The following is a 22,825-nucleotide window of genomic DNA, read 5'->3' on the forward strand; positions in this document are numbered from 1 at the left end:
CACTCACACTGAATTCACAAAGCACATACCATAGCACGTCAAAACGCACGATTCGCGGCCTTCTGCCATAATGTTTTCTGGAAACCAGAAGGGGGTGACGTGAGCGGGAAAGGCCTGATCGTTTTGTGTATTCTTCTGGCGGTGATTTGGGTTGGCTACCGCGCATTGCCGTCTTACTACAACCCGTTTGCGCCATTACAGCTTAGCGACCCGCCCGGGCGCATTACGCAGTTCAAACTGCGCCGTTTGCCACCGCAAGCATGTTCGGAATTATTGTCGCAGGCGAATCAGCAGCGGTTAATCTCCTCTGCTCCGGTTGCCGATAGCACCGGAGATTGTCCGTTAACCAATGTTGTGCGGGTGCGCGATTTCGGGGCGGTTAAACTGAGCAGCAGTTTTCTGGCAAGTTGCCCGCTGGCGCTCAGTTCCGCGCTGTTTGTTGAGCAACAGGCGCGACCGCTGACCGAGCGCTTTATGGGCAGTCAGCTTACGCGTATCGATCATCTTGGCAGCTATGCGTGTCGCAATATCTACAACCGCGCTGATGCCAGGCGTAGCGAGCACGCCAGCGTAGAAGCGCTGGATCTCAGCGGTTTTCGACTGGCGAATGGCCAGTCCGTGACGGTGCTGAAGGGCTGGCGGCAGGCGCGGACACAGCCGTGGCTGCGGGCAATGCTGAGCGCCAGTTGCGGCTATTACGGTAACGGCCTTGGGCCGGAGTACAACGCCGCCCACGCCAACCATTTTCATCTTGGCATGCGCGGGTTTGGCCTTTGCCGCTAAGTATAAACCGCCTAAAAAACAGGGGTTTTCTGCCGGGTCTTCGGCGTTGGGCGGATACTGACAGATAAAACACCAAAGTTGCCGTAACCGCATCTCTGGTGACTCATCGCTGGCGCATTCTTGTTAACCTGTGCGCTGTTTGTCAAAATCTCAATAATTACGCGTACTTATGGAATCCTGGAAGGTCAATCTTATCTCGGTCTGGTTCGGTTGTTTTTTCACCGGTCTCGCCATCAGCCAAATTCTGCCGTTCTTGCCGTTATATGTTGCGCAACTGGGCGTGACTTCTCATGAAGCGCTGTCGATGTGGTCAGGCTTAACCTTCAGTATCACCTTTCTGGTTTCGGCGATTGTTTCGCCCATGTGGGGCAGCCTGGCGGACCGGAAAGGGCGCAAACTGATGTTGTTGCGCGCCTCGCTGGGGATGGCGATCGCTATTCTGCTGCAGGCGTTTGCCACCAATGTGTGGCAATTGCTGATTCTGCGCGGGGTGATGGGGCTGACGTCTGGCTATATTCCCAATGCGATGGCGCTGGTGGCCTCGCAGGTGCCGCGTGAACGGAGCGGTTGGGCGCTAAGTACACTCTCCACGGCGCAGATAAGCGGTGTGATTGGCGGGCCGCTGATGGGCGGTTTTCTCGCTGATCATGTAGGGCTGCGCATGGTGTTCCTCATTACGGCGATATTGCTGATCGTGAGTTTCCTGGTCACGCTGTTTTTAATTAAAGAGGGCGTCAGGCCGACGGTGAAAAAGGGCGATCGCCTGAGCGGCAAAGCGGTGTTCTCTACCTTGCCGTACCCGGCGCTGGTCATCAGTTTGTTTATCACCACCATGGTCATTCAGCTCTGCAATGGCTCTATCGGCCCGATCCTGGCGCTGTTCATTCAATCGTTGTCGCCGCATACCACCAATATTGCTTTTCTCAGCGGACTTATCGCCGCTGTGCCCGGCGTATCGGCGCTGATTTCCGCACCGCACCTCGGTAAATTAGGGGATCGCATTGGTACCTCGCGCATTTTAATGGCGACGATGGCAGTGGCCGTGGTGCTGTTTTTCGCCATGTCGTTTGTCACGTCGCCGCTCCAGCTTGGGATCTTGCGCTTTATGTTGGGCTTCGCAGATGGCGCGATGCTGCCCGCCGTGCAGACGTTGTTGCTGAAATACTCCAGCGATCAGGTCACCGGGCGTATTTTCGGTTACAACCAATCGTTCATGTATCTGGGAAATGTTGCCGGTCCGCTGATGGGGGCCACCGTATCCGCGATGGCGGGTTTCCGTTGGGTATTTGCTGCGACGGCCGTGGTGGTATTTATTAATCTTTGGCAATTACTGCTGGCATTTCGTCGGGTCAAACGTTAACACGGTGGGGTCGGGATTATATACGCCTGTTCCGGCCTTACTATAATATTCCCTTATGCAAACACACTGACCGCTTTTGGTTTATTTATCGCTAAGTCATTAAAATGATTTGTCTTAGGTACGGGAGAAACGTTTCGTTAACCCTGCTTTTAAAATGACTATTAAGTGTTGTGAGAAAATCCGCAAAAATAATACATGTATCCACTTTGCAACAACAAAACTCAATGCTAACTTCTTCGCAATCTCGTAAGGAATAAGCGCTATGAAAAATCTCATTGCAGAGTTATTGGTCAAGCTTGCAGAAAAAGAAGAAGAGTCGAAAGAACTGGTTGCTCAGGTCGAAGCGCTGGAAATCGTTGTAACCGCACTGCTGCGCCAAATGGCGACGACTGAACAACAGGCATTAATCCAGAGTATCGAAGGAGCACTGGAAGAAGCCCGGCCGGGAACACATGTCACCCATCAGGATGCGGAGTTGCTGCAACAATACGTAAAAAAGCTTTTAAGGCACCCGCGCAGTTAAACCCCTGACGCGCTGCCTGAACTGTCATCTCACTGTCATCTGCGCTACCTATAGTCGCTCTGTTTTATTTTCTTTAAGTATTTGTACATGGAGAATATTAAAGTGAAACAGAGCGCATTATTCCTTGCATTATTACCTCTGATGTTTACCCCTGCTATTTATGCGGAAACCACCTCGACGCTTGTTCTTGATAATCGGGCCGCTCAAGGTGATATTTCCGCCCCTGGCGGAGCGCGCCGTTTAAGTGGCGACCAAACGGCTGCTCTGCGTGATTCCCTCATTGATAAACCCGCCAAAAATATTATTTTGCTGATTGGCGATGGCATGGGTGATTCCGAAATTACCGCCGCGCGAAATTATGCCGAAGGGGCAGGCGGCTTCTTTAAAGGTATTGACGCCTTGCCGCTGACCGGCCAGTACACCCACTATTCGCTGGACAAAAAAACCGGCAAACCGGACTACGTAACCGACTCCGCTGCATCGGCCACGGCGTGGAGCACCGGTGTTAAAACTTATAACGGCGCGCTTGGCGTCGACATTCACGACAAAGATCACACCACCATTCTGGAAATGGCCAAAGCCGCCGGTCTGGCGACGGGCAACGTTTCTACCGCAGAACTGCAAGATGCTACGCCCGCCGCGCTGGTTTCTCACGTTATCTCACGTCGCTGCTACGGCCCGACGGTAACCAGTGAGAAGTGTGCGCTCAACGCGCTGGAGAAAGGCGGCAAAGGTTCCATTACTGAACAACTGCTGAATGCTCGCGCGGATGTGACGCTGGGCGGCGGCGCGAAAACCTTCAGCGAAGCCGCTACCGCCGGTGAGTGGAAAGGGAAAACGCTGCGCGAACAGGCGCAGGCGCGCGGTTACCAGTTGGTTGGCGATGCTTCTACGCTGGCGGCTATCACTGAAGCGAACCAGGACAAACCGCTGCTGGGGCTGTTCTCCGATGGCAACATGCCGGTGCGCTGGGAAGGGCCGAAAGCCTCGCTGCACGGCAATATTGATCAACCTGCCGTGACCTGTACGCCAAACGCGAAGCGCACCGACAGCGTACCAACACTGGCGGCGATGACGGAAAAAGCCATTGATTTGCTGAGCAAAAACAAGAAGGGCTTCTTTCTGCAAGTGGAAGGCGCGTCGATCGATAAACAGGATCACGCGGCGAATCCGTGCGGGCAGATCGGTGAAACGGTCGATCTCGACGAAGCCGTGCAGAAAGCGCTGGAATTTGCCAGGAAAGATGGCAATACGCTGGTGATCGTGACAGCGGACCACGCCCATGCCAGCCAGATCATTCCGGCAGATACGAAGGCGCCGGGGCTGAGTCAGGCGCTGAACACTAAAGACGGCGCGGTAATGGCGATCACTTACGGCAACTCGGAAGAGGAGTCGATGGAACATACCGGAACGCAGGTGCGCATTGCGGCTTATGGCCCACATGCGGGCAACGTGGTGGGGCTGACGGATCAGACCGATCTGTTCTACACCATGAAAGCAGCGCTGAATCTGAAGTAACAGCCTCCCGGCGGTAAATCTTTGCTGCCGGGTGGTTTTTTCACCAATTAGTACCATTCTTAAAAGGCACATTAAGATAAGGATGGTGCTATGAAAATAACATTACTGGTTACCCTCGTCTTTGGCCTGCTGTTCGTTACGGCGCTTGGCGCCGCCGAAAAAACACTGACCCCGCAACAACAACGTATGACCCTCTGTAATCAACAGGCGACGGCGCAAACCCTGGCGGGAGACGCCCGTAAGAAATACATGAGTGACTGCCTGAAAAACACCAAAACTGAGCCCGGACAAAAAAGCCTGACGCCGCAGCAACAGCGCATGCGTGAATGTAACGCCCAGGCGACGCAACAATCCCTGAAAGGCGAAGATCGCAGTAAATTTATGAGCGGTTGCCTGAAAAAACCGCAATAACGCATCGGGTGAGCGTTGTGTTTCGCTCACCCATCATTCTGAAATATCCCCACCTTATTGCCCACCCGCTAATCTCTGCCAGGCTTACTTGGTGAGCTTTTTATTTCTCCTTTTCCTCGTGGTTGTGCGCTGTCTGGCGTTACGCCCGTTTTTGCAACACTGACACGGGAGCAAAGTGATGAATTATCAATACGTTACTGAACTGAATGCCTTGCCGGAAAGCCAACCGGTGAAAGTGGACGTTGCGGGTACATCCATGATCCTTATCCGCACCGGGGCAAAAGTCCGGGCCTTTCAGAGTAAATGCCCGCATGCAGGCGGGCCGCTGGAGAAGGGCGCCGTGTGCGATGGCAAGCTGGTCTGTCCGTGGCATAAAGCGGCGTTTGATATCACCAATGGCGAATGGCGCGAACCGCTGGCACTGCAAAACCTTAAGCAATATCCGGTGAGCCTTGAGCAGAATCGGGTGCTGGTTAACCCGCGCCCACTTTCACCTGCCAGCCACGCGCTTATTCGTGGTGAACGCCCGCAAACGGCGGTGATTCTGGGTACTGGCGCGGCAGGAAGCGCGGCGGCGATCACGTTGCGTGACGCCGGATTTAACGGCCACCTGGTATTGATCGATAAAGAAGATAATGCGCCCTACGATCGCACCGCATTGAGCAAATTCGTTCCGGCGGGGAAAATGAAAATCAGTGAAGTCCCCCACCTGCTGGATAACGCCTTTTACAGTCAGCCTGGCGTCGAAATCCTGCGTGAAGAGGTGACGGATCTGGATAGCCACGCTCATCAGCTTACGCTTGCCAGTGGTCGGCAGATTTCCTTCGACAAACTGCTGATGGCGACTGGCGGCCAACCGGTGTGGCCGGATATTCCCGGCAACCACCTGGCGGGCGTACATGTGCTGCGTGGTATCCACCAGGCCGAACGTCTGCTTAATGAAGTGGAACAGGAACAGCAACTGGTGGTGATCGGTAATAGCTTTATCGCCATGGAGCTGGCGGCAGCACTGCGTAATCAGGATATCGACGTGACGGTATTATCACGTCATGCGCTGCCTTTTGTACCGCAGTTCGGTGAGGAGATAGGGCAGTATTTTATGAACCTGCATAAACAGAATGGCGTGAAGTTTGTTACCGGCGAACCGGCTGCGCTGGAGGGCAACGGCCATGTGCAGAGCGTGACGTTAAAAGATGGCCGTTCAGTGCCAGCACATGTGGTGGTGTTTGCCACGGGCGTGAAGCCAGTAACCGACATGGCGCGCGATCTGCCCCATGAAAAAGATGGCAGCCTGACGGTGGATGAAACGTTGAGCGCGGCAACGGATGTCTGGGCAGTAGGCGATATCGCCAGCTACCCGGCCCCGGAAGGGCGCCGGCGTATTGAACACTGGCGTGTTGCACAGCAGCAGGGACGGCTCGCTGCGCTGAATATGCTGGGCGAGCAGCATGCTTTTGATCGGGTGCCCTTTTTCTGGACGACTCACTTCGGTAACCGTTTTGAATACCTCGGTTATACCCGCGAGTGGGACAGCATGAAAATGTTGGGATCGTTTGATAACAAACGCTTTGCCGTGCTCTACGGCAAAGAAGGTGTGCTGAAAGCGGTGCTGAGCTGCGGGGAATACAGTGAAACGGCGGGATTATTGCTCAAAATGCAGCAGCCTATCAGTATGCGAGCGGCCAGCGAAATACTGGCCTGATAAATGGCGCCACGCGGGATGAGCGTGGCGCATGGCTTTAGCTGCTCAGTTTGTCGGACTTCGCCATACAAGCGGCAATAGCTTCGATAACCGCCGAGCGGAAACCTTTCTCTTCCAGCACTTTGACCGCCTCAATGGTGGTGCCGCCAGGCGAGCACACCATATCTTTTAGCTCACCGGGATGCTTACCGGTTTCCAGCACCATTTTCGCGGAACCCATCACCGCCTGCGCGGCGAATTTGTAGGCTTGCGCGCGCGGCATCCCGCCCAGCACAGCGGCATCGGCCATCGCTTCGATAAACATGAACACATACGCCGGTGCAGAGCCGCTGACGCCAACTACCGGGTGGATCATCGGTTCGGCAATCACTTCTGCTTCACCAAAGCAGCGGAAGATATTTAGCACATCGGCGGTATCTTCCGGCGTGACCAGCGCGTTAGGTGTCACAGAGGTCATACCGGCGTTCACCAGCGACGGTGTGTTGGGCATGGCGCGGACGATTTTGCGGTCGTGACCGAGTGCGCGAGCTAACTGATCAAGCGTAACGCCTGCGGCGATGGAGACAACCAGCGTCTCTTTGTTCAGGCTGGAGGAGATATCGTTAAGGACTTTCACCATAATGTTCGGTTTGACTGCGCCAAAGACGATATCGGCTATCTGCGCCACTTCTTGCGCGCTTTGTGCTGGATTTACGCCAAACTGGTCATGCAGGGCGGCCACTTTATCCGGCGACGGGGTATAAACCCAGATTTGCCCCGGCAGCACCTGGCCGCTGGCAATCAAGCCGCCAACAATCGCTTTGCCCATGTTTCCGCAGCCGATAAAACCGATTTTTTTTTCCATCACATCCGTCTCTCTGCTTGTAAATGGTTGTGCGATATAGCTTAACGTGGATTGGCGGTGAGGGCGAAAGGATCTCTCCTTTCCCCGACAGGAAATTAAAGCGACAATGCGCCGCAAACAGAAAGGAGCAACGATGGCGATTTGGGTTGATGCGGACGCTTGTCCGAACGTAATCAAAGAGATTTTATTCCGTGCTGCCGAGCGTACACAGACGCCGTTAACGCTGGTGGCGAACCAAAACCTGCGCGTGCCGCCATCACGGGTGATCCGTTCCATCAGGGTGCCCGCTGGTTTTGACGTCGCTGATAATGAAATTGTCCGGTTGTGCGAGGCCGGTGATTTAGTTATCACGGCGGATATTCCGCTGGCGGCAGAAGTGCTGGCAAAAGGCGCGGCGGCGCTAAACCCGCGCGGTGAACGCTACAGCGAGGCGACTATCCGTGAAAGGCTGACGATGCGTGATTTTATGGATACCCTGCGCGCCAGCGGTATTCAGACCGGTGGCCCGGATAGCCTGTCACAGCGGGATCGCCAGCAATTTGCCGCCGAGTTGGATAAATGGCTGCTGGCCGACAAGCGTCGCCAGGGCGAGTAAATTCTGCGCATTCCATCATGATGTGATACTGTTTGCCGCCTTGCGGGCTTGCCAGCCTGTGTTACATTCAGTAAGGTTGGCGCGACACGTACTGCCATAGAATCTTTACAGATGAAACCCAGACTCAATCTGGCTTTACTTGAAGTTTTTACTGCGGCAGACATAGAACTGTAACGTTAATTTTACGATGAATTTCGTACTAGTTTGGTGATATCATCGCTGTCTTATTTTCCGTCCTGCACTGCGCGGGACCCGGAGGGAACACCTGCTCATGACGCTCCCCATTTTTCTTATCGGCGCACGTGGTTGCGGTAAATCGACGGTAGGTCGAACGCTGGCGCTGGCGCAGGGATGCCAGTTTATCGATACCGATTACTGGTTGCAGGAAAATGCCCAACAGACCATCGCTGCGATTGTTGAACAAGAAGGGTGGGACGGTTTTCGCGCACGGGAAACAGCCGCGCTGGAAGCGGTTTGTGCGCCATCACGCGTGGTGGCGACCGGCGGTGGGATTATTCTTAGCGAATACAACCGCCGTTTTATGCGCGAACACGGCGTGGTGGTTTATCTCTGCGCGCCGGTAGATGTGCTGGCTGAGCGGCTGCAGGCGTTTCCAGAAGAGGGGCAACGCCCGACATTAACCGGTAAGCCCATCAGTGAAGAAGTCAGTGAAGTGCTGGCGCAGCGCGATGCGCTGTACCGTGAAGCTGCGCATTATGTGGTAGATGCGGCGCAGTCGCCGGATAAGGTGGTGTCTGATATTGAAGCGGCATTGCAACTGGCGCGCGCCAGTTAGCGAAACGTTTGTCTATACTTATTGCTCGACCCGCAAAATGAGGAAGAGCTATGCCGACCAAACCGCCATACCCGCGTGAAGCCCGCATTGTCGCCGTTGAAAAAGGCGCGAACAGCCCGACCGTTACCTGGTATGAACTGCGCGCCGACCATCCGAAACCGGATACCTTAATTAGCGAACACCCCACCGAGCAGGAAGCTCTGGACGCCAAACGGCGTTATGAAGATCCGGACAAAAGTTAAACCGGATCTTTCAGGCTGGATGATTTCCTGAACATTACAAAAACGGAACTACGTCACATTTTTAAACTGGCTGAATAACAACCAGCGATTACTATTTCATTGTTACTGGAATTTATATGAGCACGGGAGTGGCATGTTCTCTTTACACAACAGCAGTCAAAACGGCGTGATTGAGAGCGAATAAGAACAAGCAGTGATGAAAGGCGGTAAGTAAAATGAGTGCGTCCCTGGCGATCCTCACCATTGGTGTGGTTCCGGTAAAAGAGATTTTTCCGCTCCTCGCGGAGCATGTTTCAGAAGAGCAGATTACCCATCTCAGCCTGCTGGGAAAAATGGATCCGGACGAGGTACGCCGTGAATACGTCGTTGACGCCGGGGAGCACGCCATTCCCACACGATTAAGCGATGACAGCCTTGGGATGGTTTCCCGGGAGAAAGTGGAGCGCGATCTGCAAGGCGTTATCGAAGTGCTGGATAACCAGGGTTACGATGTCATTTTGTTGATGAGCACGGCTGACATCCGCGGTTTTGTTGCGCGTAAGGCTATTTTGATTGAGCCACAGCGCATTATTCCGCCGCTGGTTGCTTCCATTGTTGACGGGCACCAGGTGGGCGTGATGGTGCCGATCCCCGAATTGATGGCGCAGCAAAAGAAAAAATGGCACGTGCTGGAAAAGGAACCTTATTACGTGCTGGCTCATCCTTACCTGGCGACAGAACAGGAATTAATTGACGCGGGCAAAGAACTTATTGAGCGCGGTGCGGATGTACTCATGCTCGATTGTCTTGGTTTCCATCAATATCATCGCGATTTGCTGCAAAAAGCGCTGGATGTACCCGTTTTATTATCGAATGTGCTGGCCGCGAGGCTGGCATCTGAACTGCTGGTGTAGGCCTGCAAGCGTGTGAATTTCTCGTGACAGAAGCAAAGCCCGCCCTCTATAGTGTTTTTCCATACATTTTGTTTATAAGGGCCAGTTCATGCTTCAAAGTAACGAATACTTTTCCGGTAAAGTGAAATCCATTGGTTTTACCAGCAGCAGCACTGGCCGTGCCAGCGTTGGCGTCATGGCTGAAGGGGAATACACTTTCAGCACCGCGCAGCCGGAAGAGATGACGGTGGTAAGTGGCGCGCTGAATGTGCTGCTGCCAGGCGAAACGGAATGGAAAGCTTACGCCGCGGGTGAAGTGTTCAACGTTCCTGGCCATAGCGAATTTCATTTGCAGGTTGCAGAACCGAGTTCTTATCTCTGCCGTTACCTGTAATGCAAAACGCCCGGATTTTCCGGGCGTTTGTCTATGGGGAAAAAGCTAGCGTTGCGCTTCGCCGCCTAAGCCTTCCACCAGGTTTTGAATCAATGCCGCCAGCTCGCCGGTCATCAGAATAAAATCGGCATCGAAACGCTGGGCAAAATCTTCGCGATCGATATCTTCGTTCTGATCGCGCAGCTCATCGCAGAATTTCAGCCGCTTCACGGAACCGTCATCGCACATCAGGAACTGAATACGCTGCTGCCAGTCGAGCGCCAGCTTGGTGACGACTTTGCCCGCTTCAATGTGTACGGCGATTTCATCGCTCACCAGATCCTGCTTTTTCGCACGGATCACACCGCCATCTTCCAGCATCGCTTTCAGCTCTGCTTCGTCCAGCAACTGGAAACCCTGCGCCACCGTACCGGAACGCACCCATTCGGTCAGCGTCAGTTCGATAGGATTTTCCATCGCCAGCGGCACTACCGGCAGCGAGCCGAGACTTTTACGCAGTAACGCCAGCGTGTCTTCCGCTTTTTTGGCGCTGGCACAATCGACCATAATCAGACCATTCACGGTGTCGATCCACATCATGGTCTGGCTGAAACGGCTGAACGCACGTGGCAGCAAGGAGTGCAGCACTTCGTCTTTCAGCGAATCTTTTTCTGTTTTCTTAAGCTTGCGACCCTGCTCGGCTTCAAGACGGGAAATTTTCGCTTCCAGCGCTTGTTTGACTACCGGCGTCGGCAGAATTTTTTCTTCTTTACGCGCGCAGATAATAATCTGACCGTTGTTGCTATGGGTCAGCGCGTCTCTGTGTGAACCCATCGGTGGAACCCATCCGGTTTTCGCCATATCCTGACTACCGCATGGAGTAAACGATAGTGGGGCAAGCTGTTTTTCCATCTCTTCCGCACGCAGCGCCACATCGCGGCTGAGACGGTATACCATTAAATTTTTGAACCACAGCATGATTTTTTCCACGGCCTTGTCGTTAAATGCAGCGGGCATGATAGCGAATTGTCGCCGCCGTTGCATTGCTAATGCGTGGTCCACTATGAGGAGTTTGATGTGCGTATCGGTATCGACTTAGGTGGTACAAAAACAGAAATCATCGCGCTGGGCGAACAAGGCGAAGAGTTGTTTCGCCACCGCCAGGCCACGCCGCGTGACTATTGGCAGACCATTGAGCTAATCGCCTCGCTGGTGGATCTCACGGAAAAAGAGACCAGGCAGCGCGGCACGGTGGGCATGGGCATTCCCGGTTCGATTTCGCCTTACACGGGTGTGGTGAAAAACGCTAACTCAACCTGGTTGAACGGTAAACCGTTCGATAAGGATTTGAGCCAGCGGCTGAATCGCGAAGTGCGGCTGGCAAACGACGCCAACTGCCTGGCGGTATCCGAGGCGGTGGACGGCGCGGCAGCCGGGGCGCAAACGGTGTTCGCGGTGATTATCGGCACCGGCTGCGGTTCCGGTGTGGCGCTTAACGGGCGCGCGCACATCGGCGGCAACGGCACCGCCGGTGAGTGGGGGCACAATCCGTTGCCGTGGATGGATGAGGATGAGCTGCGCTATCGCACCGAAGTCCCCTGTTATTGCGGCAAGCAGGGCTGTATTGAAACCTTTATTTCAGGCACCGGCTTTGCCACGGATTACCAGCGGCTTAGCGGTAATGCGCTCAAGGGCAATGAAATTATGCGGCTGGTGGGCGAGCAGGATGCGGTGGCGGAACTGGCGATTAGCCGGTACGAGCTGCGGCTGGCGAAATCGCTGGCGCATGTGGTGAACATTCTTGACCCGGATGTGATCGTGCTGGGCGGCGGCATGAGTAACGTCGAGCGGCTTTACCAGACCGTACCGGTTCTGCTGCGCAACTGGGTGTTTGGCGGTGAGTGCGAAACGCCGATCCGCAAAGCGCTGCACGGCGATTCCAGCGGTGTTCGCGGCGCGGCGTGGCTGTGGTCACAGGGCGAATAAACACTGAGGGCGCGGTTGAACGCGCCCTCTTTTTTAATTCACCGCGAATTTCCCGTCGAGTTTGCTGTAGCCCAGCCCATTAATTTTCTTCACTTTGATCTGCACCGGAATGCGCTCTTTCATCGCTTCGACATGGCTAATCACGCCGATGGTTTTGCCGCTGGCGTTCAGCGCGTCAAGGGCATCCAGCGCAGTATCCAGCGTTTCACTGTCCAGCGTGCCGAAGCCTTCATCGAGGAACAGTGAATCGATGCGGGTTTTATGGCTCACCAGATCGGAGAGCGCCAGCGCCAGTGCAAGGCTGACCAGGAAACTCTCGCCGCCGGAAAGGGTGCGCGTATCACGTACCGCGTCCGCCTGCCAGGTGTCGACCACTTCCAGTTCCAGGGCGTCGCTCTCTTTACGTTTCAGCAAATAACGGCCGTGCAGGCGATTAAGCTGGTTGTTCGCCAGCCAGACGAGGTTATCGAGTGTTAATCCCTGGGCGAATTTGCGGAATTTATCTCCCTCTTTGGAACCGATAAGCGCATTCAGGTGTCCCCAGTCGTCATACAGCACGCTGGCATGCGCCATCTCCTGCAGCACATTTTGCTGGCGCTTGCGGTTATCTTCGTCCTGCTTCAGCTGTTGACGAAATTCACCCTGGCGGGTGGTATTTTCCCGAAGTTGCCGCGAAACGGTTTCCAGCGTCAGGCTGATACTCTCCAGCGTGGCATTCGGGGCAAGCGCAGCAGGCGGTTGCGCCTGATGTGCATTCAATGCCTGTTCAGCGCTATTCGCTAATGCCTGTTTCTGCTGACATTCGCTGTCGAGCTTCTGGCGTAACTGCTCAAGGCGCTGGCGTTCAGGCTCGGTGAGTAGGGCGTCAAGAAATGCCTGATGATCGGCGAAAACGCTTTTTCCCAGCGCATCGGTAAATTGTTGCTCCAGCGCGCCTGCCGTTTGCTCCTCTTGCGCCAGTTGCTGATGTAAGGTTTGCCACTGGCTTTGCAGCGCAAGACACGCATCGTGTACTTTTCGCCAGCCTTCCAGCGCCACTGTCTGCCCGTCGCTGGGTATGTCGCTTTCCGGTAGTGTGTCGAGGATCGGCGTAAGTTGCGTCATTTTTTCGTGCAGCGCACTGAGCTGTTGCTGCTGGTGTTGCCACTGCTCGGCTTCCTGCGCGCGCGCCGCCAGCCACGGCTCCTCTTCGCCTTCCGGCGGCAGCGCCAGATCCAGATGTTGCAGAGTGGTCGCCAGTTTTTCACGGCGGGCAACCACGGCTTGTTGATATTGCTCGCTTTGTTGATGAAGTTCGCGGATTTGCAACTGCAATGTCTGGCGCTGGTTTAGCAAGTAGAGCTGATGTTCATACGCATCCTGCGCACTTTGCCAACTGGTGAGTTCACGATGCGGCTCCAGCGTGACGCTCAGCGCAGCGCAGGCTTTCGCCCACTCCTGCAACCAGCTTTGCTCCTCTTGTTGCAGGTTTTTAACTTCGCGCTCATCTTTTTCGTAGCGTTCAGCCAACCCTTTCAGCCGCTCGCCAAGCGCGACGCCATCCTCTTTGACCTGGCGGACTTCGAGATCCAGCGCACTGCGTCGCGCCTGATTGACGCCTGGCTCAAGAGTTTGATAATGCGCTACTGCCGGATGTTCGGTTGCGCCACACAGCGGGCAAGGGTGACCGGGTTGCAGGCGCGCACGCTCGCTTTCCAGATCTTTGATCCGATTTTCCAGCTCGCAAATGGTCGTGACTTCCGTCAGTAGCTGGTTTTTCTCTTTATACAGTTCGCGTTTGCGCGCCAGCTCAACGCTGATTTTTTCCTGCTCGGCGCGTAAATCCAGCAAGCTCTGCTGGCGCTGTGCTAGCTGCTTGCGTAGCGGAGCAAAACGGGCATGCAGTGCGGTAAGCTGCTGGCGAAGCGGGCGGTTTTGCGCGCACAGCGCCATTGCCGCCGCGGTATCTTCCTCGCTCATCTCCAGCGTTGACGCAGGCAAGGTGCGCAGTTTCGTCTCGTGCGTCTGCACGCGCTGTTGCAGTCCGAGCCACTGTTTTTTCTCCTCTTCCAGCTGGTTGAACAACACGCGCCAGCCGGTTAATTCGCTTTGCCAGCGCTGAAAACGGGCATTTTCAACAAGCCAACTTTCCAGCGTTTTTTGCGTTTCCTGCAATGTTGCATGCTGCTGTTGGGCGCTAAAGCGAATGCGTGCGCGCTGTAACAGGCTGGCATGTAAGCGAGTATTTACTTCTTCGCTCTGTGTTCGAGTGCGGAGTAGCGCTTTACGCTGCTCCTCAAGCCGATCCCACAGTGGGCGTAATTGCAGCGCCGGTTGCGCGCGTTCCAGCGCCGCTAACTGCGGCTGGGCACCGGCCAGCGCCTGCTGTGCCTGTACCAGCGCGGCCTGTGCGCGTCCGCGTGCGGCACGTAGCTCCGCATCGCGGTTCAGCCAGTTTGCCTGCGCCTGTATGTCGCGCTGACCCGCCAGTAAAAGTTGCTCTTCGTCAGTGAGTGCCTGCAAACTTTGCGCAAGATGCTGGCGCTGCTCATCGTTAAGTAGCACCACGCCTTCGGCCTGCGCCTGCAACTTCTCCAGCCGGGTTTTCGCTGCTTTGTGTTTTTCAAACACCATGGCGGAAATCTGCCCATAAATCTCGGTGCCGGTCAGCTCTTCCAGCAGCTCGGCACGTTCGCGCGGTTTCGCATTGAGGAACGCGGCAAACTGCCCCTGCGACAGCAGCATGGAGCGGGTGAAACGGCCATAATCCAGCCCGGTCAGTGAGGCGGTAAGATCAAGTTTATCTTTCACTTTATCGGCAAGGATTTTGCCGTCGGCGCAGACCGCGAGTTCAACGCGCGGGGCTTGCAGGTTGCCATCCGGCAGCCCACGGGCGCGGCTCTGGCTCCAGAAGGCGCGATAGGCGACGCCTTTCACTTCAAACTCCACTTCAGCCAGGCAGTCGGCGGTGTCGCGGGTCATTAAATCGTTTTGCGATTGCGAAAGGGTGCTAAGACGCGGTGTTTCGTGATACAGCGCCAGGCAGATGGCGTCGAGCAGGGTGGTTTTCCCCGCACCGGTCGCACCGGTAATGGCGAAAAGACCATTGCTGGCGAACGGCTCTTCGGTGAAGTCTATTTTCCACTCGCCTTTGAGCGAGTTCAGGTTTTTCAGCCGCAGGCTCAGGATTTTCATGCCTCATTCTCCTCATCCAGCGCCTGGCGTGCTTCGCTGAAAAGCGTGTGCAAACGCGCACTTTGTGTATCGTCGAGTTCTGCCAGCGCAAGGCGACGGGCAAAAACCTCTTCCACTTTTAATTCGTTTAAGGTTTCGCGTAACTCGCCGGAGAGAATTCGTTCGCGTTGTTCGCGGCTGCGGCGCACCAGCAGCACTTCTACCGGCAAATCTTCCGTCAATTGCTGGATTTTGCGCTGCATGTCCGTCAGATATTCATGGCTTTCGATTTCGATATCCAGCCATACAGGGTGCTCAGCGGGCGCGTCTCGCCACTGCTCTAACTGGCGGCAGATGTCAGCAAAATCGCCTTTGATCACGGCTAATGCCTGCGTTGCTGGCACCTCCAGCGTCGTGACTTCGGCGAGTTTACCCCCGGAGAATGTCACCAGATTGACGCTTTTGCTTTTCCCGGTTTCATCAAAACTCAACGCAATGGGCGAGCCGCAGTAGCGGATATGCTCCTGGCCGCCAATCTTCTGCGCCCGATGAATATGGCCGAGCGCGATGTAATCCATGGCGGGGAAATTCTGTGCAGGGAATGCGTCTAACGTGCCGATATAAATATCACGCACCGCGTCACTTTTGCTGGCACCAACAGTGGTTAAATGACCGCTGGCAATAATGGGCAGCGGCTTGTCACCGCGCAGTTCACAGGCCTCGGTAAACTGCTGTTGATAGTAATCGGTGATCGCCGCCAGCAAATGTTGCTGTTTTTGTTGCCCGGAAAGCCCCGCCTGGCTAACGGTAATGTCGCGTGGGCGTAGAAATGGCACCGGGCAAAATACCGCACCGGGTTCGCCATCGCGGCAATTTAGCAAGAACGGCTTCTCGCCTGCACTGGCGATTACCGTGGTTTTCAGGTAGGCGAGGATCTCTTTTGATTCGTTTAGCGTGGCCACGGAATCGTGGTTTCCCGCCAACACGATAAGCTGGCAGCCCGTTTGCTGGAGTTTAACCACAAAGCGGTTATAGAGCTCGCGCGCATAGCTTGGCGGGGAACCGGTATCGAAAATATCGCCTGCGACAATAATGGCATCAACCTGATGCGTTTCGGCGGCGGCGAGCAGCCAGTCGAGAAAAGCGTCATGTTCGGCGGCGCGGTTTTTACTGTAGAAGTTTTGACCCAGATGCCAGTCTGAAGTGTGAATGATGCGCATAGCGGTTCCGTGGCGAAAAAGCGTAAAGCAGATTATAAACATTAAGCAGATGAGGGACATAACCGAACGCAAATTTGCGTTGTCACACAGCCACCGCACGGGTCATATTGCGGTCATCTTATTCATAAATCTGTCATAAAACTGACGCATAATGGCGCCGCTATCTATACTGACGACTTAATTAAAACAGGGCGAATTATGGCGAGACGAATTCTGGTCGTAGAAGATGAAGCACCGATCCGTGAAATGGTGTGCTTCGTGCTCGAGCAAAATGGTTTTCAACCGGTGGAAGCTGAAGATTATGACAGCGCGGTGAACCAACTTAACGAACCCTGGCCCGACCTGGTTTTACTGGACTGGATGCTGCCTGGCGGTTCTGGCATTCAGTTTATTAAACATCTTAAACGCGAAGCGATGACCCGTGATATTCCGGTGATGATGCTGACCGCGCGCGGGGAGGAAGAGGATCGCGTTCGTGGTCTGGAAACGGGGGCGGACGATTACATTACCAAGCCATTTTCACCGAAAGAGCTGGTGGCGCGTATCAAAGCTGTGATGCGCCGTATTTCACCGATGGCGGTGGAAGAGGTGATAGAAATGCAGGGGCTGAGCCTCGATCCTTCCTCACACCGTGTGATGACGGGTGAAAATCCGCTGGATATGGGACCGACAGAGTTTAAACTCTTACACTTTTTTATGACTCACCCGGAACGTGTTTACAGCCGCGAACAGCTGCTGAACCACGTATGGGGAACCAACGTTTACGTTGAAGACAGAACCGTGGACGTGCATATTCGCCGTCTGCGCAAAGCGCTGGAACACAGCGGCCACGATCGTATGGTGCAAACAGTGCGCGGCACGGGATATCGTTTTTCGACCCGTTTCTGAAATTTGACAGGAGTGTGACGCGTGCTGGAACGGCTGTCATGGAAAAGGCTGGTGCTGGAGCTCCTCCTTTGTTGTATCCCCGCCTTTATTCTCGGCGCGATTTTCGGTTACCTGCCCTGGTTTTTATTCGCTGCGGTAACCGGCCTGCTGATCTGGCATTTCTGGAATTTACTGCGCCTTTCCTGGTGGCTATGGGTTGATAAAAGCATGACCCCGCCGCCGGGAACGGGAAGCTGGGAGCCGCTACTTTACGGGCTACACCAGATGCAGATGCGTAACAAAAAGCGCCGCCGTGAACTCGGAAATTTGATCAAACGCTTTCGCAGCGGTGCGGAATCGCTGCCGGATGCGGTGATCCTCACCACCGAAGACGGGGCGATTTTCTGGTGTAACGGCCTCGCCCAGCAGATGCTGGGGCTGCGCTGGCCGGATGACAACGGCCAGAATATCCTTAACTTACTGCGCTACCCTGAATTTACGAAATACATCAGGAATCAAGAGTTTGGTCGGCCTCTGCACTTAGTGCTCAATAATGGGCGGCATCTTGAGATCCGCGTCATGCCCTACAGCGAGCAACAACTGCTGATGGTGGCGCGCGACGTGACGCAAATGCACCAGTTGGAAGGCGCGCGGCGTAACTTTTTTGCCAACGTCAGCCATGAGCTGCGCACGCCATTAACGGTGCTGCAAGGCTATCTGGAAATGATGCAGGAGCAAACGCTGGAAGGGGCACCGCGCGAAAAAGCGCTGCACACTATGCGTGAACAAACTTCGCGGATGGAAGGGTTGGTGCGCCAGTTACTCACGCTGTCGAAAATTGAAGCCGCGCCGACGCTGCCGCCTAACGAAACCATTGATGTACCTATGATGCTGCGGGTCGTCGAACGGGAAGCGCAAACCCTCAGTCAGCAAAAGCACACTTTCAGTTTTGAAGTGGATAACGCGCTTAAAGTGCTGGGCAACGAAGAGCAACTGCGCAGCGCAATCTCTAATCTGGTGTATAACGCCGTCAACCACACGCCACCGGGCACGCACGTTATTGTGCGTTGGCAGCATGTACCGCAGGGAGCGGAATTTAGCGTGGAAGATAACGGACCGGGCATTGCCGCAGAACATATTCCGCGTCTGACCGAACGTTTCTACCGGGTGGATAAAGCCCGCTCGCGGCAAACTGGCGGCAGCGGTCTTGGGTTGGCGATTGTCAAACACGCGGTAAATCACCACGACAGCCGCCTTGATATCGTCAGCGAACCGGGCAAGGGCACCCGCTTTAGCTTTGTCGTGCCGGAACGTCTGGTTGCCAAAAAAGCCGCTTCCTGAAGGCGCTGTCAGCATATCTTTCCAGCGGCCTGCGAAAACAGGCCGCTTTCCCGCACCGTCTACCTCAACTGAAACATATTTTGTACGCCTGCTGCTTTTTTGTTCGCATGATCAGCCATGTGTTTTTCTTATAAATGGAGTATCTGACTGCTTGTTTTTTACAATGCAGCATAACCATCTGGTTTTACGATCCCACCTTGCCTTTAAACGTTATAAGCGTTTAAATTGCGCCCCATACATTGTCAGACCGACTGTGTTTACGTGGTAAATCGAAAAACTATTCTTCGCCACGGTGTACATAAAGCATTTCCCGCTGATTTTTCGCGCAATTGGCGTTTTATTGTTCGGTCGGGAAAGGCCAATAATTCATCACTTTACGACACCACATCCACAGGCAGTAAAACTTATGACCCATCACTTAAAACCACGAGACATTGTTGCTCTGGGCTTTATGACCTTTGCCCTCTTCGTAGGCGCAGGTAACATCATTTTTCCTCCGATGGTCGGCTTACAGGCGGGTGAACACGTCTGGACGGCGGCGTTTGGCTTTCTGATTACTGCCGTTGGTTTGCCCGTGCTAACCGTTGTAGCACTGGCGAAAGTGGGCGGTGGCGTCGATAGTCTGAGCACGCCGATTGGTAAAGTGGCGGGTGTTCTGCTGGCGACGGTTTGCTACCTGGCGGTTGGGCCACTGTTTGCGACGCCGCGTACGGCAACCGTGTCGTTTGAAGTCGGGATTGCACCGCTGACCGGCGAAGGCGCGATGCCGCTGCTGATTTACAGCGTGGTGTATTTCGCGCTGGTGATCCTGGTATCGCTCTATCCGGGCAAACTGCTTGATACTGTGGGTAATTTCCTTGCTCCGTTGAAAATCATCGCGCTGACTATCCTCTCGATCGCCGCGATTGTCTGGCCGGCGGGCTCCATCAGCCACGCGTTGGACGCTTACCAGAACGCCTCTTTCTCCAACGGTTTCGTCAACGGCTACCTGACGATGGATACACTGGGCGCAATGGTCTTTGGCATTGTGATTGTCAACGCAGCGCGCTCACGCGGTGTGACCGAAGCGCGCCTGCTGACCCGTTACACTGTTTGGGCTGGCCTGATGGCGGGCGTGGGTCTGACGCTGCTTTATCTGGCGCTGTTCCGCCTGGGTTCAGACAGCTCTTCGCTGGTTGATCAGTCTGCCAACGGTGCCGCCATTCTGCATTCTTACGTTCAGCACACCTTTGGTGGTGCGGGCAGCTTCCTGCTGGCGGCATTGATTTTCATCGCCTGCCTGGTGACGGCGGTTGGCCTGACCTGCGCCTGTGCCGAGTTTTTCGCGCAGTATCTGCCGCTCTCTTACCGTGCACTGGTGTTTATTCTGGGTATCTTCTCGATGGCAGTGTCCAACCTCGGGTTGAGCCACCTGATTCAGATTTCAATTCCGGTGCTGACGATGATCTACCCGCCATGTATCGTACTGGTGGTGCTGAGTTTTACCCGCTCCTTCTGGAACAATTCAACGCGCGTTATCGCACCGGCCATGTTTATCAGCCTGCTTTTTGGTATCCTTGACGGCGTGAAAGCCTCCGCGTTTGCTGAACACCTTCCTGCCTGGACACAGCGCTTGCCGCTGGCGGAGCAGGGGCTGGCCTGGTTGATGCCAAGTCTGGTGATGGTGATTCTGGCCGCAATCTGGGATCGCGCCGCAGGACGACAAGTGACTTCCAGCGCGCATTAACAGCAGCAAGCACGGTTTGTTTAACCACGGGGTACGCGCTCCGTGGTTTTTTATTTTTGTGTTGAATAATGACAGTGGAAACGATGGAAAGTACTAATAAGCTGAAGCGTGGGCTAAGCACCCGCCACATTCGCTTTATGGCGCTGGGTTCAGCGATTGGCACCGGGCTGTTTTACGGCTCCGCTGATGCCATCAAAATGGCCGGGCCAAGCGTGCTGCTGGCTTACATTATTGGCGGTGTCGCTGCGTATATTATTATGCGTGCGCTGGGCGAAATGTCCGTGCATAACCCTTCCGCCAGCTCCTTCTCTCGCTACGCGCAGGAAAACCTCGGCCCGCTGGCCGGTTATATCACCGGCTGGACGTACTGTTTTGAAATCCTGATTGTCGCTATTGCTGATGTGACTGCTTTTGGCATTTATATGGGCGTCTGGTTCCCAACGGTGCCGCACTGGATTTGGGTGCTGAGCGTGGTGCTGATTATCTGCGCCATCAACCTGATGAGTGTGAAAGTGTTCGGCGAGCTGGAGTTCTGGTTCTCGTTCTTTAAAGTCGCCACTATCATCATCATGATTGTCGCCGGTTTCGGCATCATCATCTGGGGAATTGGCAACGGAGGCGAACCAACCGGTATTAGCAACTTGTGGAGCCACGGTGGCTTCTTCAGCAATGGCTGGCTTGGCACGGTGATGGCGCTGCAAATGGTGATGTTCGCCTACGGTGGTATTGAAATCATTGGCATCACCGCCGGTGAAGCGAAAGACCCGGAAAAGTCGATCCCGCGCGCCATTAATTCAGTGCCGCTACGCATACTGGTGTTCTACGTCGGTACGCTGTTCGTGATTATGTCCATTTACCCGTGGAATCAGGTGGGGACAGACGGCAGCCCGTTTGTACTGACTTTCCAGCATATGGGCATCACCTTTGCTGCCAGTATTCTTAACTTTGTGGTACTGACGGCCTCGCTTTCCGCCATCAACAGCGATGTATTTGGTGTCGGACGTATGTTGCACGGTATGGCCGAGCAGGGCAGTGCGCCGAAAATGTTCGCTAAAACCTCGCGTCGCGGCATTCCGTGGGTAACGGTGATGGTGATGACGGTCGCGCTGCTGCTGGCGGTCTATCTGAACTACATCATGCCGGAAAATGTCTTCCTGGTGATTGCCTCGCTGGCGACCTTCGCCACGGTGTGGGTGTGGATCATGATCCTGCTCTCGCAGATTGGTTTCCGCCGCCGTCTCTCTGCTGATGAAGTAAAAGCGCTGAAATTCAAAGTACCAGGCGGGGTGGCAACCACTGCCGTTGGGCTGATTTTCCTCGTGTTTATTATTGCGCTGATTGGCTGGCACCCGGATACCCGCATCTCGCTGTACGTCGGTTTTGCGTGGATTGTGCTGCTGCTGATTGGCTGGATGTTTAAACGCCGTAAAGCCTGATAGTCGTGCCGGATAAGCGTTATGCTTGTCCGGCATTCATCAATGGCCACTGGCTTATACCACCGGCGTCAGCAGTTTCCCTTGCGTAAAGTAACTCACCAGATTATTGATGGTCAGATCCGCCATTGCCTGGCGCGTTTCGGCGGTATTACTGGCGATATGCGGCAATAACACCACGTTTTGCAGGCTGCGCAGCGCTGGTGGAATATGCGGTTCCTCTGCAAATACATCCAGCCCGGCGCCGCGTAATTTCCCTTCCTGTAGCACGGCGATTAACGCCCCGGTATCGACAACGCTGCCGCGAGCAATATTCACCAGAATGCCCTCCGGCCCCAGCGCTTCCAGCACTTCACGGTTGATAATGTGCTGCGTTTTTGCACCACCGGGTAATGTGAGCACCAGAAAATCAACCGCTTCCGCCAGCGAGAGAAGTGAATCATGGCGTTGCCAGTGGCGGTTGCGCGCTTCCCGTGGGCTGAAATAATGAATCGACATATTGAATGCCGCCGCACGTTGGGCGACGTCATGACCAATATTGCCCATGCCAACAATGCCGCAGCGCTTGCCACTCATCTTCCATGCGCCGGGAAAGGCGCTATGTTCCCACTCGCCCGCGCGGGCAAACCGGTCGGCTTCACAGATTTTCCGCGTGACCGCCAGCATGAGCGCCAGCCCGGTATCGGCCACGCATTCGTTCAGCACGTTAGGCGTGTTGCTGACTTTGATCCCGCGTTGGCGGCAGGCGTTGAGATCGGTAGCATCCACGCCGATACCGAAACCGCTGATCACTTCCAGCGCCGGAAGCTGCTCTATCAGCGCAGTGCTGATGCCTTTCGCCGCCCGCGTCAGCGCGCCACGGATGGCAGGGGCGCGTTCGCGCATTAGAGCCTGTGTATTGGGCTGCCAGTAAGGATGCACCACGAAATGGCGTTCGAGGGTGTCGACCATCGCCTGCGGTATTTCGCTGATGACGAGGATCTCGGGTTTGCTGCTCATACTAAGCCCTTTATTCATCTATAGTTTTTATCAGTATAAAAAAGCGCGTTTGCCTGCGGCTTCGGGCATTAGCACGAAGCG

General features: G+C 54.8%; 21 protein-coding genes. 16 read left to right on the plus strand and 5 right to left on the minus strand.

All coding sequences use genetic code 11. The annotated features are described in order from the left end of the window. Positions 1 to 99 precede the first annotated feature (99 nt). The 6 genes from E0L21_RS12705 to E0L21_RS12730 all read left to right on the plus strand — a co-directional run bounded on the left by E0L21_RS12705 (position 100) and on the right by E0L21_RS12730 (position 6,297). Positions 100 to 783 carry an extensin-like domain-containing protein gene (locus E0L21_RS12705; RefSeq protein WP_131410001.1) on the plus strand — a complete coding sequence of 228 codons (684 nt, stop codon included), beginning with the start codon at positions 100 to 102 and terminating at the stop codon, positions 781 to 783. 169 nt (positions 784 to 952) lie between these two features. After that, complete coding sequence (locus E0L21_RS12710; RefSeq protein ID WP_131410003.1) at positions 953 to 2,143, plus strand: multidrug efflux MFS transporter; 1,191 nt, start codon at positions 953 to 955, stop codon at positions 2,141 to 2,143. 262 nt (positions 2,144 to 2,405) lie between these two features. Continuing rightward, positions 2,406 to 2,666 carry an anti-adapter protein IraP gene (iraP, locus tag E0L21_RS12715; RefSeq protein ID WP_017458820.1) on the plus strand — a complete coding sequence of 87 codons (261 nt, stop codon included), beginning with the start codon at positions 2,406 to 2,408 and terminating at the stop codon, positions 2,664 to 2,666. Positions 2,667 to 2,753: 87 nt separating this feature from the next. Continuing rightward, positions 2,754 to 4,184 carry an alkaline phosphatase gene (gene phoA, locus E0L21_RS12720; RefSeq protein ID WP_165501910.1) on the plus strand — a complete coding sequence of 477 codons (1,431 nt, stop codon included), beginning with the start codon at positions 2,754 to 2,756 and terminating at the stop codon, positions 4,182 to 4,184. A gap of 90 nt (positions 4,185 to 4,274) precedes the next feature. Further along, positions 4,275 to 4,595: a phosphate starvation-inducible protein PsiF gene (gene psiF, locus E0L21_RS12725; RefSeq protein ID WP_131410005.1), complete on the plus strand. Its 321-nt coding sequence runs from the start codon at positions 4,275 to 4,277 to the stop codon at positions 4,593 to 4,595. A 178-nt stretch (positions 4,596 to 4,773) separates the two neighbouring features. After that, entirely contained in the window at positions 4,774 to 6,297 is a 1,524-nt protein-coding gene (locus E0L21_RS12730) for an FAD-dependent oxidoreductase (RefSeq protein ID WP_131410007.1), read from the plus strand. 37 nt (positions 6,298 to 6,334) lie between these two features. On the opposite strand, the gene proC is transcribed toward E0L21_RS12730, so the two are convergent. Beyond that, positions 6,335 to 7,141 carry a pyrroline-5-carboxylate reductase gene (proC, locus tag E0L21_RS12735; protein ID WP_131410139.1) on the minus strand — a complete coding sequence of 269 codons (807 nt, stop codon included), beginning with the start codon at positions 7,139 to 7,141 and terminating at the stop codon, positions 6,335 to 6,337. A gap of 133 nt (positions 7,142 to 7,274) precedes the next feature. Between proC and E0L21_RS12740 the strand changes: the two genes are divergently transcribed. The 5 genes from E0L21_RS12740 to ppnP all read left to right on the plus strand — a co-directional run bounded on the left by E0L21_RS12740 (position 7,275) and on the right by ppnP (position 10,040). Further along, positions 7,275 to 7,736 (plus strand): YaiI/YqxD family protein, encoded by a 462-nt coding sequence (locus E0L21_RS12740; protein WP_131410009.1) that lies wholly within the window; start codon positions 7,275 to 7,277, stop codon positions 7,734 to 7,736. Between the two features lie 271 nt (positions 7,737 to 8,007). Beyond that, positions 8,008 to 8,532, plus strand: a complete 525-nt coding sequence (gene aroL / locus E0L21_RS12745; protein ID WP_131410011.1) for a shikimate kinase AroL — start codon at positions 8,008 to 8,010, stop codon at positions 8,530 to 8,532. Positions 8,533 to 8,582: 50 nt separating this feature from the next. Further along, on the plus strand, positions 8,583 to 8,774 hold the full coding sequence (gene yaiA, locus E0L21_RS12750; protein WP_131410013.1) for a protein YaiA: 192 nt from the start codon (positions 8,583 to 8,585) through the stop codon (positions 8,772 to 8,774). Between the two features lie 215 nt (positions 8,775 to 8,989). Further along, positions 8,990 to 9,667, plus strand: coding sequence for an AroM family protein (locus E0L21_RS12755; protein WP_131410015.1), 678 nt, complete (start codon positions 8,990 to 8,992; stop codon positions 9,665 to 9,667). A gap of 88 nt (positions 9,668 to 9,755) precedes the next feature. Beyond that, on the plus strand, positions 9,756 to 10,040 hold the full coding sequence (gene ppnP, locus E0L21_RS12760) for a pyrimidine/purine nucleoside phosphorylase (RefSeq protein WP_017458829.1): 285 nt from the start codon (positions 9,756 to 9,758) through the stop codon (positions 10,038 to 10,040). A gap of 45 nt (positions 10,041 to 10,085) precedes the next feature. Here the strand turns inward: ppnP and rdgC are convergent, their stop codons facing one another. After that, positions 10,086 to 10,997, minus strand: coding sequence for a recombination-associated protein RdgC (gene rdgC, locus E0L21_RS12765; protein ID WP_131410017.1), 912 nt, complete (start codon positions 10,995 to 10,997; stop codon positions 10,086 to 10,088). A gap of 99 nt (positions 10,998 to 11,096) precedes the next feature. Here rdgC and mak point away from each other — a divergent pair, with 99 nt between their 5' ends. Then, positions 11,097 to 12,005: a fructokinase gene (mak, locus tag E0L21_RS12770; RefSeq protein WP_131410019.1), complete on the plus strand. Its 909-nt coding sequence runs from the start codon at positions 11,097 to 11,099 to the stop codon at positions 12,003 to 12,005. 33 nt (positions 12,006 to 12,038) lie between these two features. On the opposite strand, the gene sbcC is transcribed toward mak, so the two are convergent. Next, a complete protein-coding gene (gene sbcC / locus E0L21_RS12775) occupies positions 12,039 to 15,179 on the minus strand; it encodes an exonuclease subunit SbcC (RefSeq protein ID WP_131410021.1) in 3,141 nt (1,046 codons plus the stop codon). Next, positions 15,176 to 16,378, minus strand: a complete 1,203-nt coding sequence (sbcD, locus tag E0L21_RS12780) for an exonuclease subunit SbcD (RefSeq protein WP_131410023.1) — start codon at positions 16,376 to 16,378, stop codon at positions 15,176 to 15,178. Before sbcD ends, sbcC begins: the two co-directional genes overlap by 4 nt. Before the next feature lie 198 nt (positions 16,379 to 16,576). Here sbcD and phoB point away from each other — a divergent pair, with 198 nt between their 5' ends. The 4 genes from phoB to proY all read left to right on the plus strand — a co-directional run bounded on the left by phoB (position 16,577) and on the right by proY (position 21,748). After that, positions 16,577 to 17,266: a phosphate response regulator transcription factor PhoB gene (gene phoB, locus E0L21_RS12785; protein WP_007373472.1), complete on the plus strand. Its 690-nt coding sequence runs from the start codon at positions 16,577 to 16,579 to the stop codon at positions 17,264 to 17,266. A 21-nt stretch (positions 17,267 to 17,287) separates the two neighbouring features. After that, positions 17,288 to 18,586: a phosphate regulon sensor histidine kinase PhoR gene (phoR, locus tag E0L21_RS12790; protein WP_131410025.1), complete on the plus strand. Its 1,299-nt coding sequence runs from the start codon at positions 17,288 to 17,290 to the stop codon at positions 18,584 to 18,586. Positions 18,587 to 18,992: 406 nt separating this feature from the next. After that, entirely contained in the window at positions 18,993 to 20,312 is a 1,320-nt protein-coding gene (brnQ, locus tag E0L21_RS12795; RefSeq protein WP_131410027.1) for a branched-chain amino acid transporter carrier protein BrnQ, read from the plus strand. A gap of 83 nt (positions 20,313 to 20,395) precedes the next feature. Continuing rightward, a complete protein-coding gene (gene proY, locus E0L21_RS12800) occupies positions 20,396 to 21,748 on the plus strand; it encodes a proline-specific permease ProY (protein ID WP_131410029.1) in 1,353 nt (450 codons plus the stop codon). Between the two features lie 54 nt (positions 21,749 to 21,802). Here the strand turns inward: proY and E0L21_RS12805 are convergent, their stop codons facing one another. Next, entirely contained in the window at positions 21,803 to 22,744 is a 942-nt protein-coding gene (locus E0L21_RS12805) for a 2-hydroxyacid dehydrogenase (RefSeq protein ID WP_235855234.1), read from the minus strand. Positions 22,745 to 22,825: the final 81 nt, after the last annotated feature.

The sequence above is a fragment of the Kosakonia quasisacchari genome (assembly GCF_004331415.1).
Lineage (GTDB): Bacteria > Pseudomonadota > Gammaproteobacteria > Enterobacterales > Enterobacteriaceae > Kosakonia > Kosakonia quasisacchari.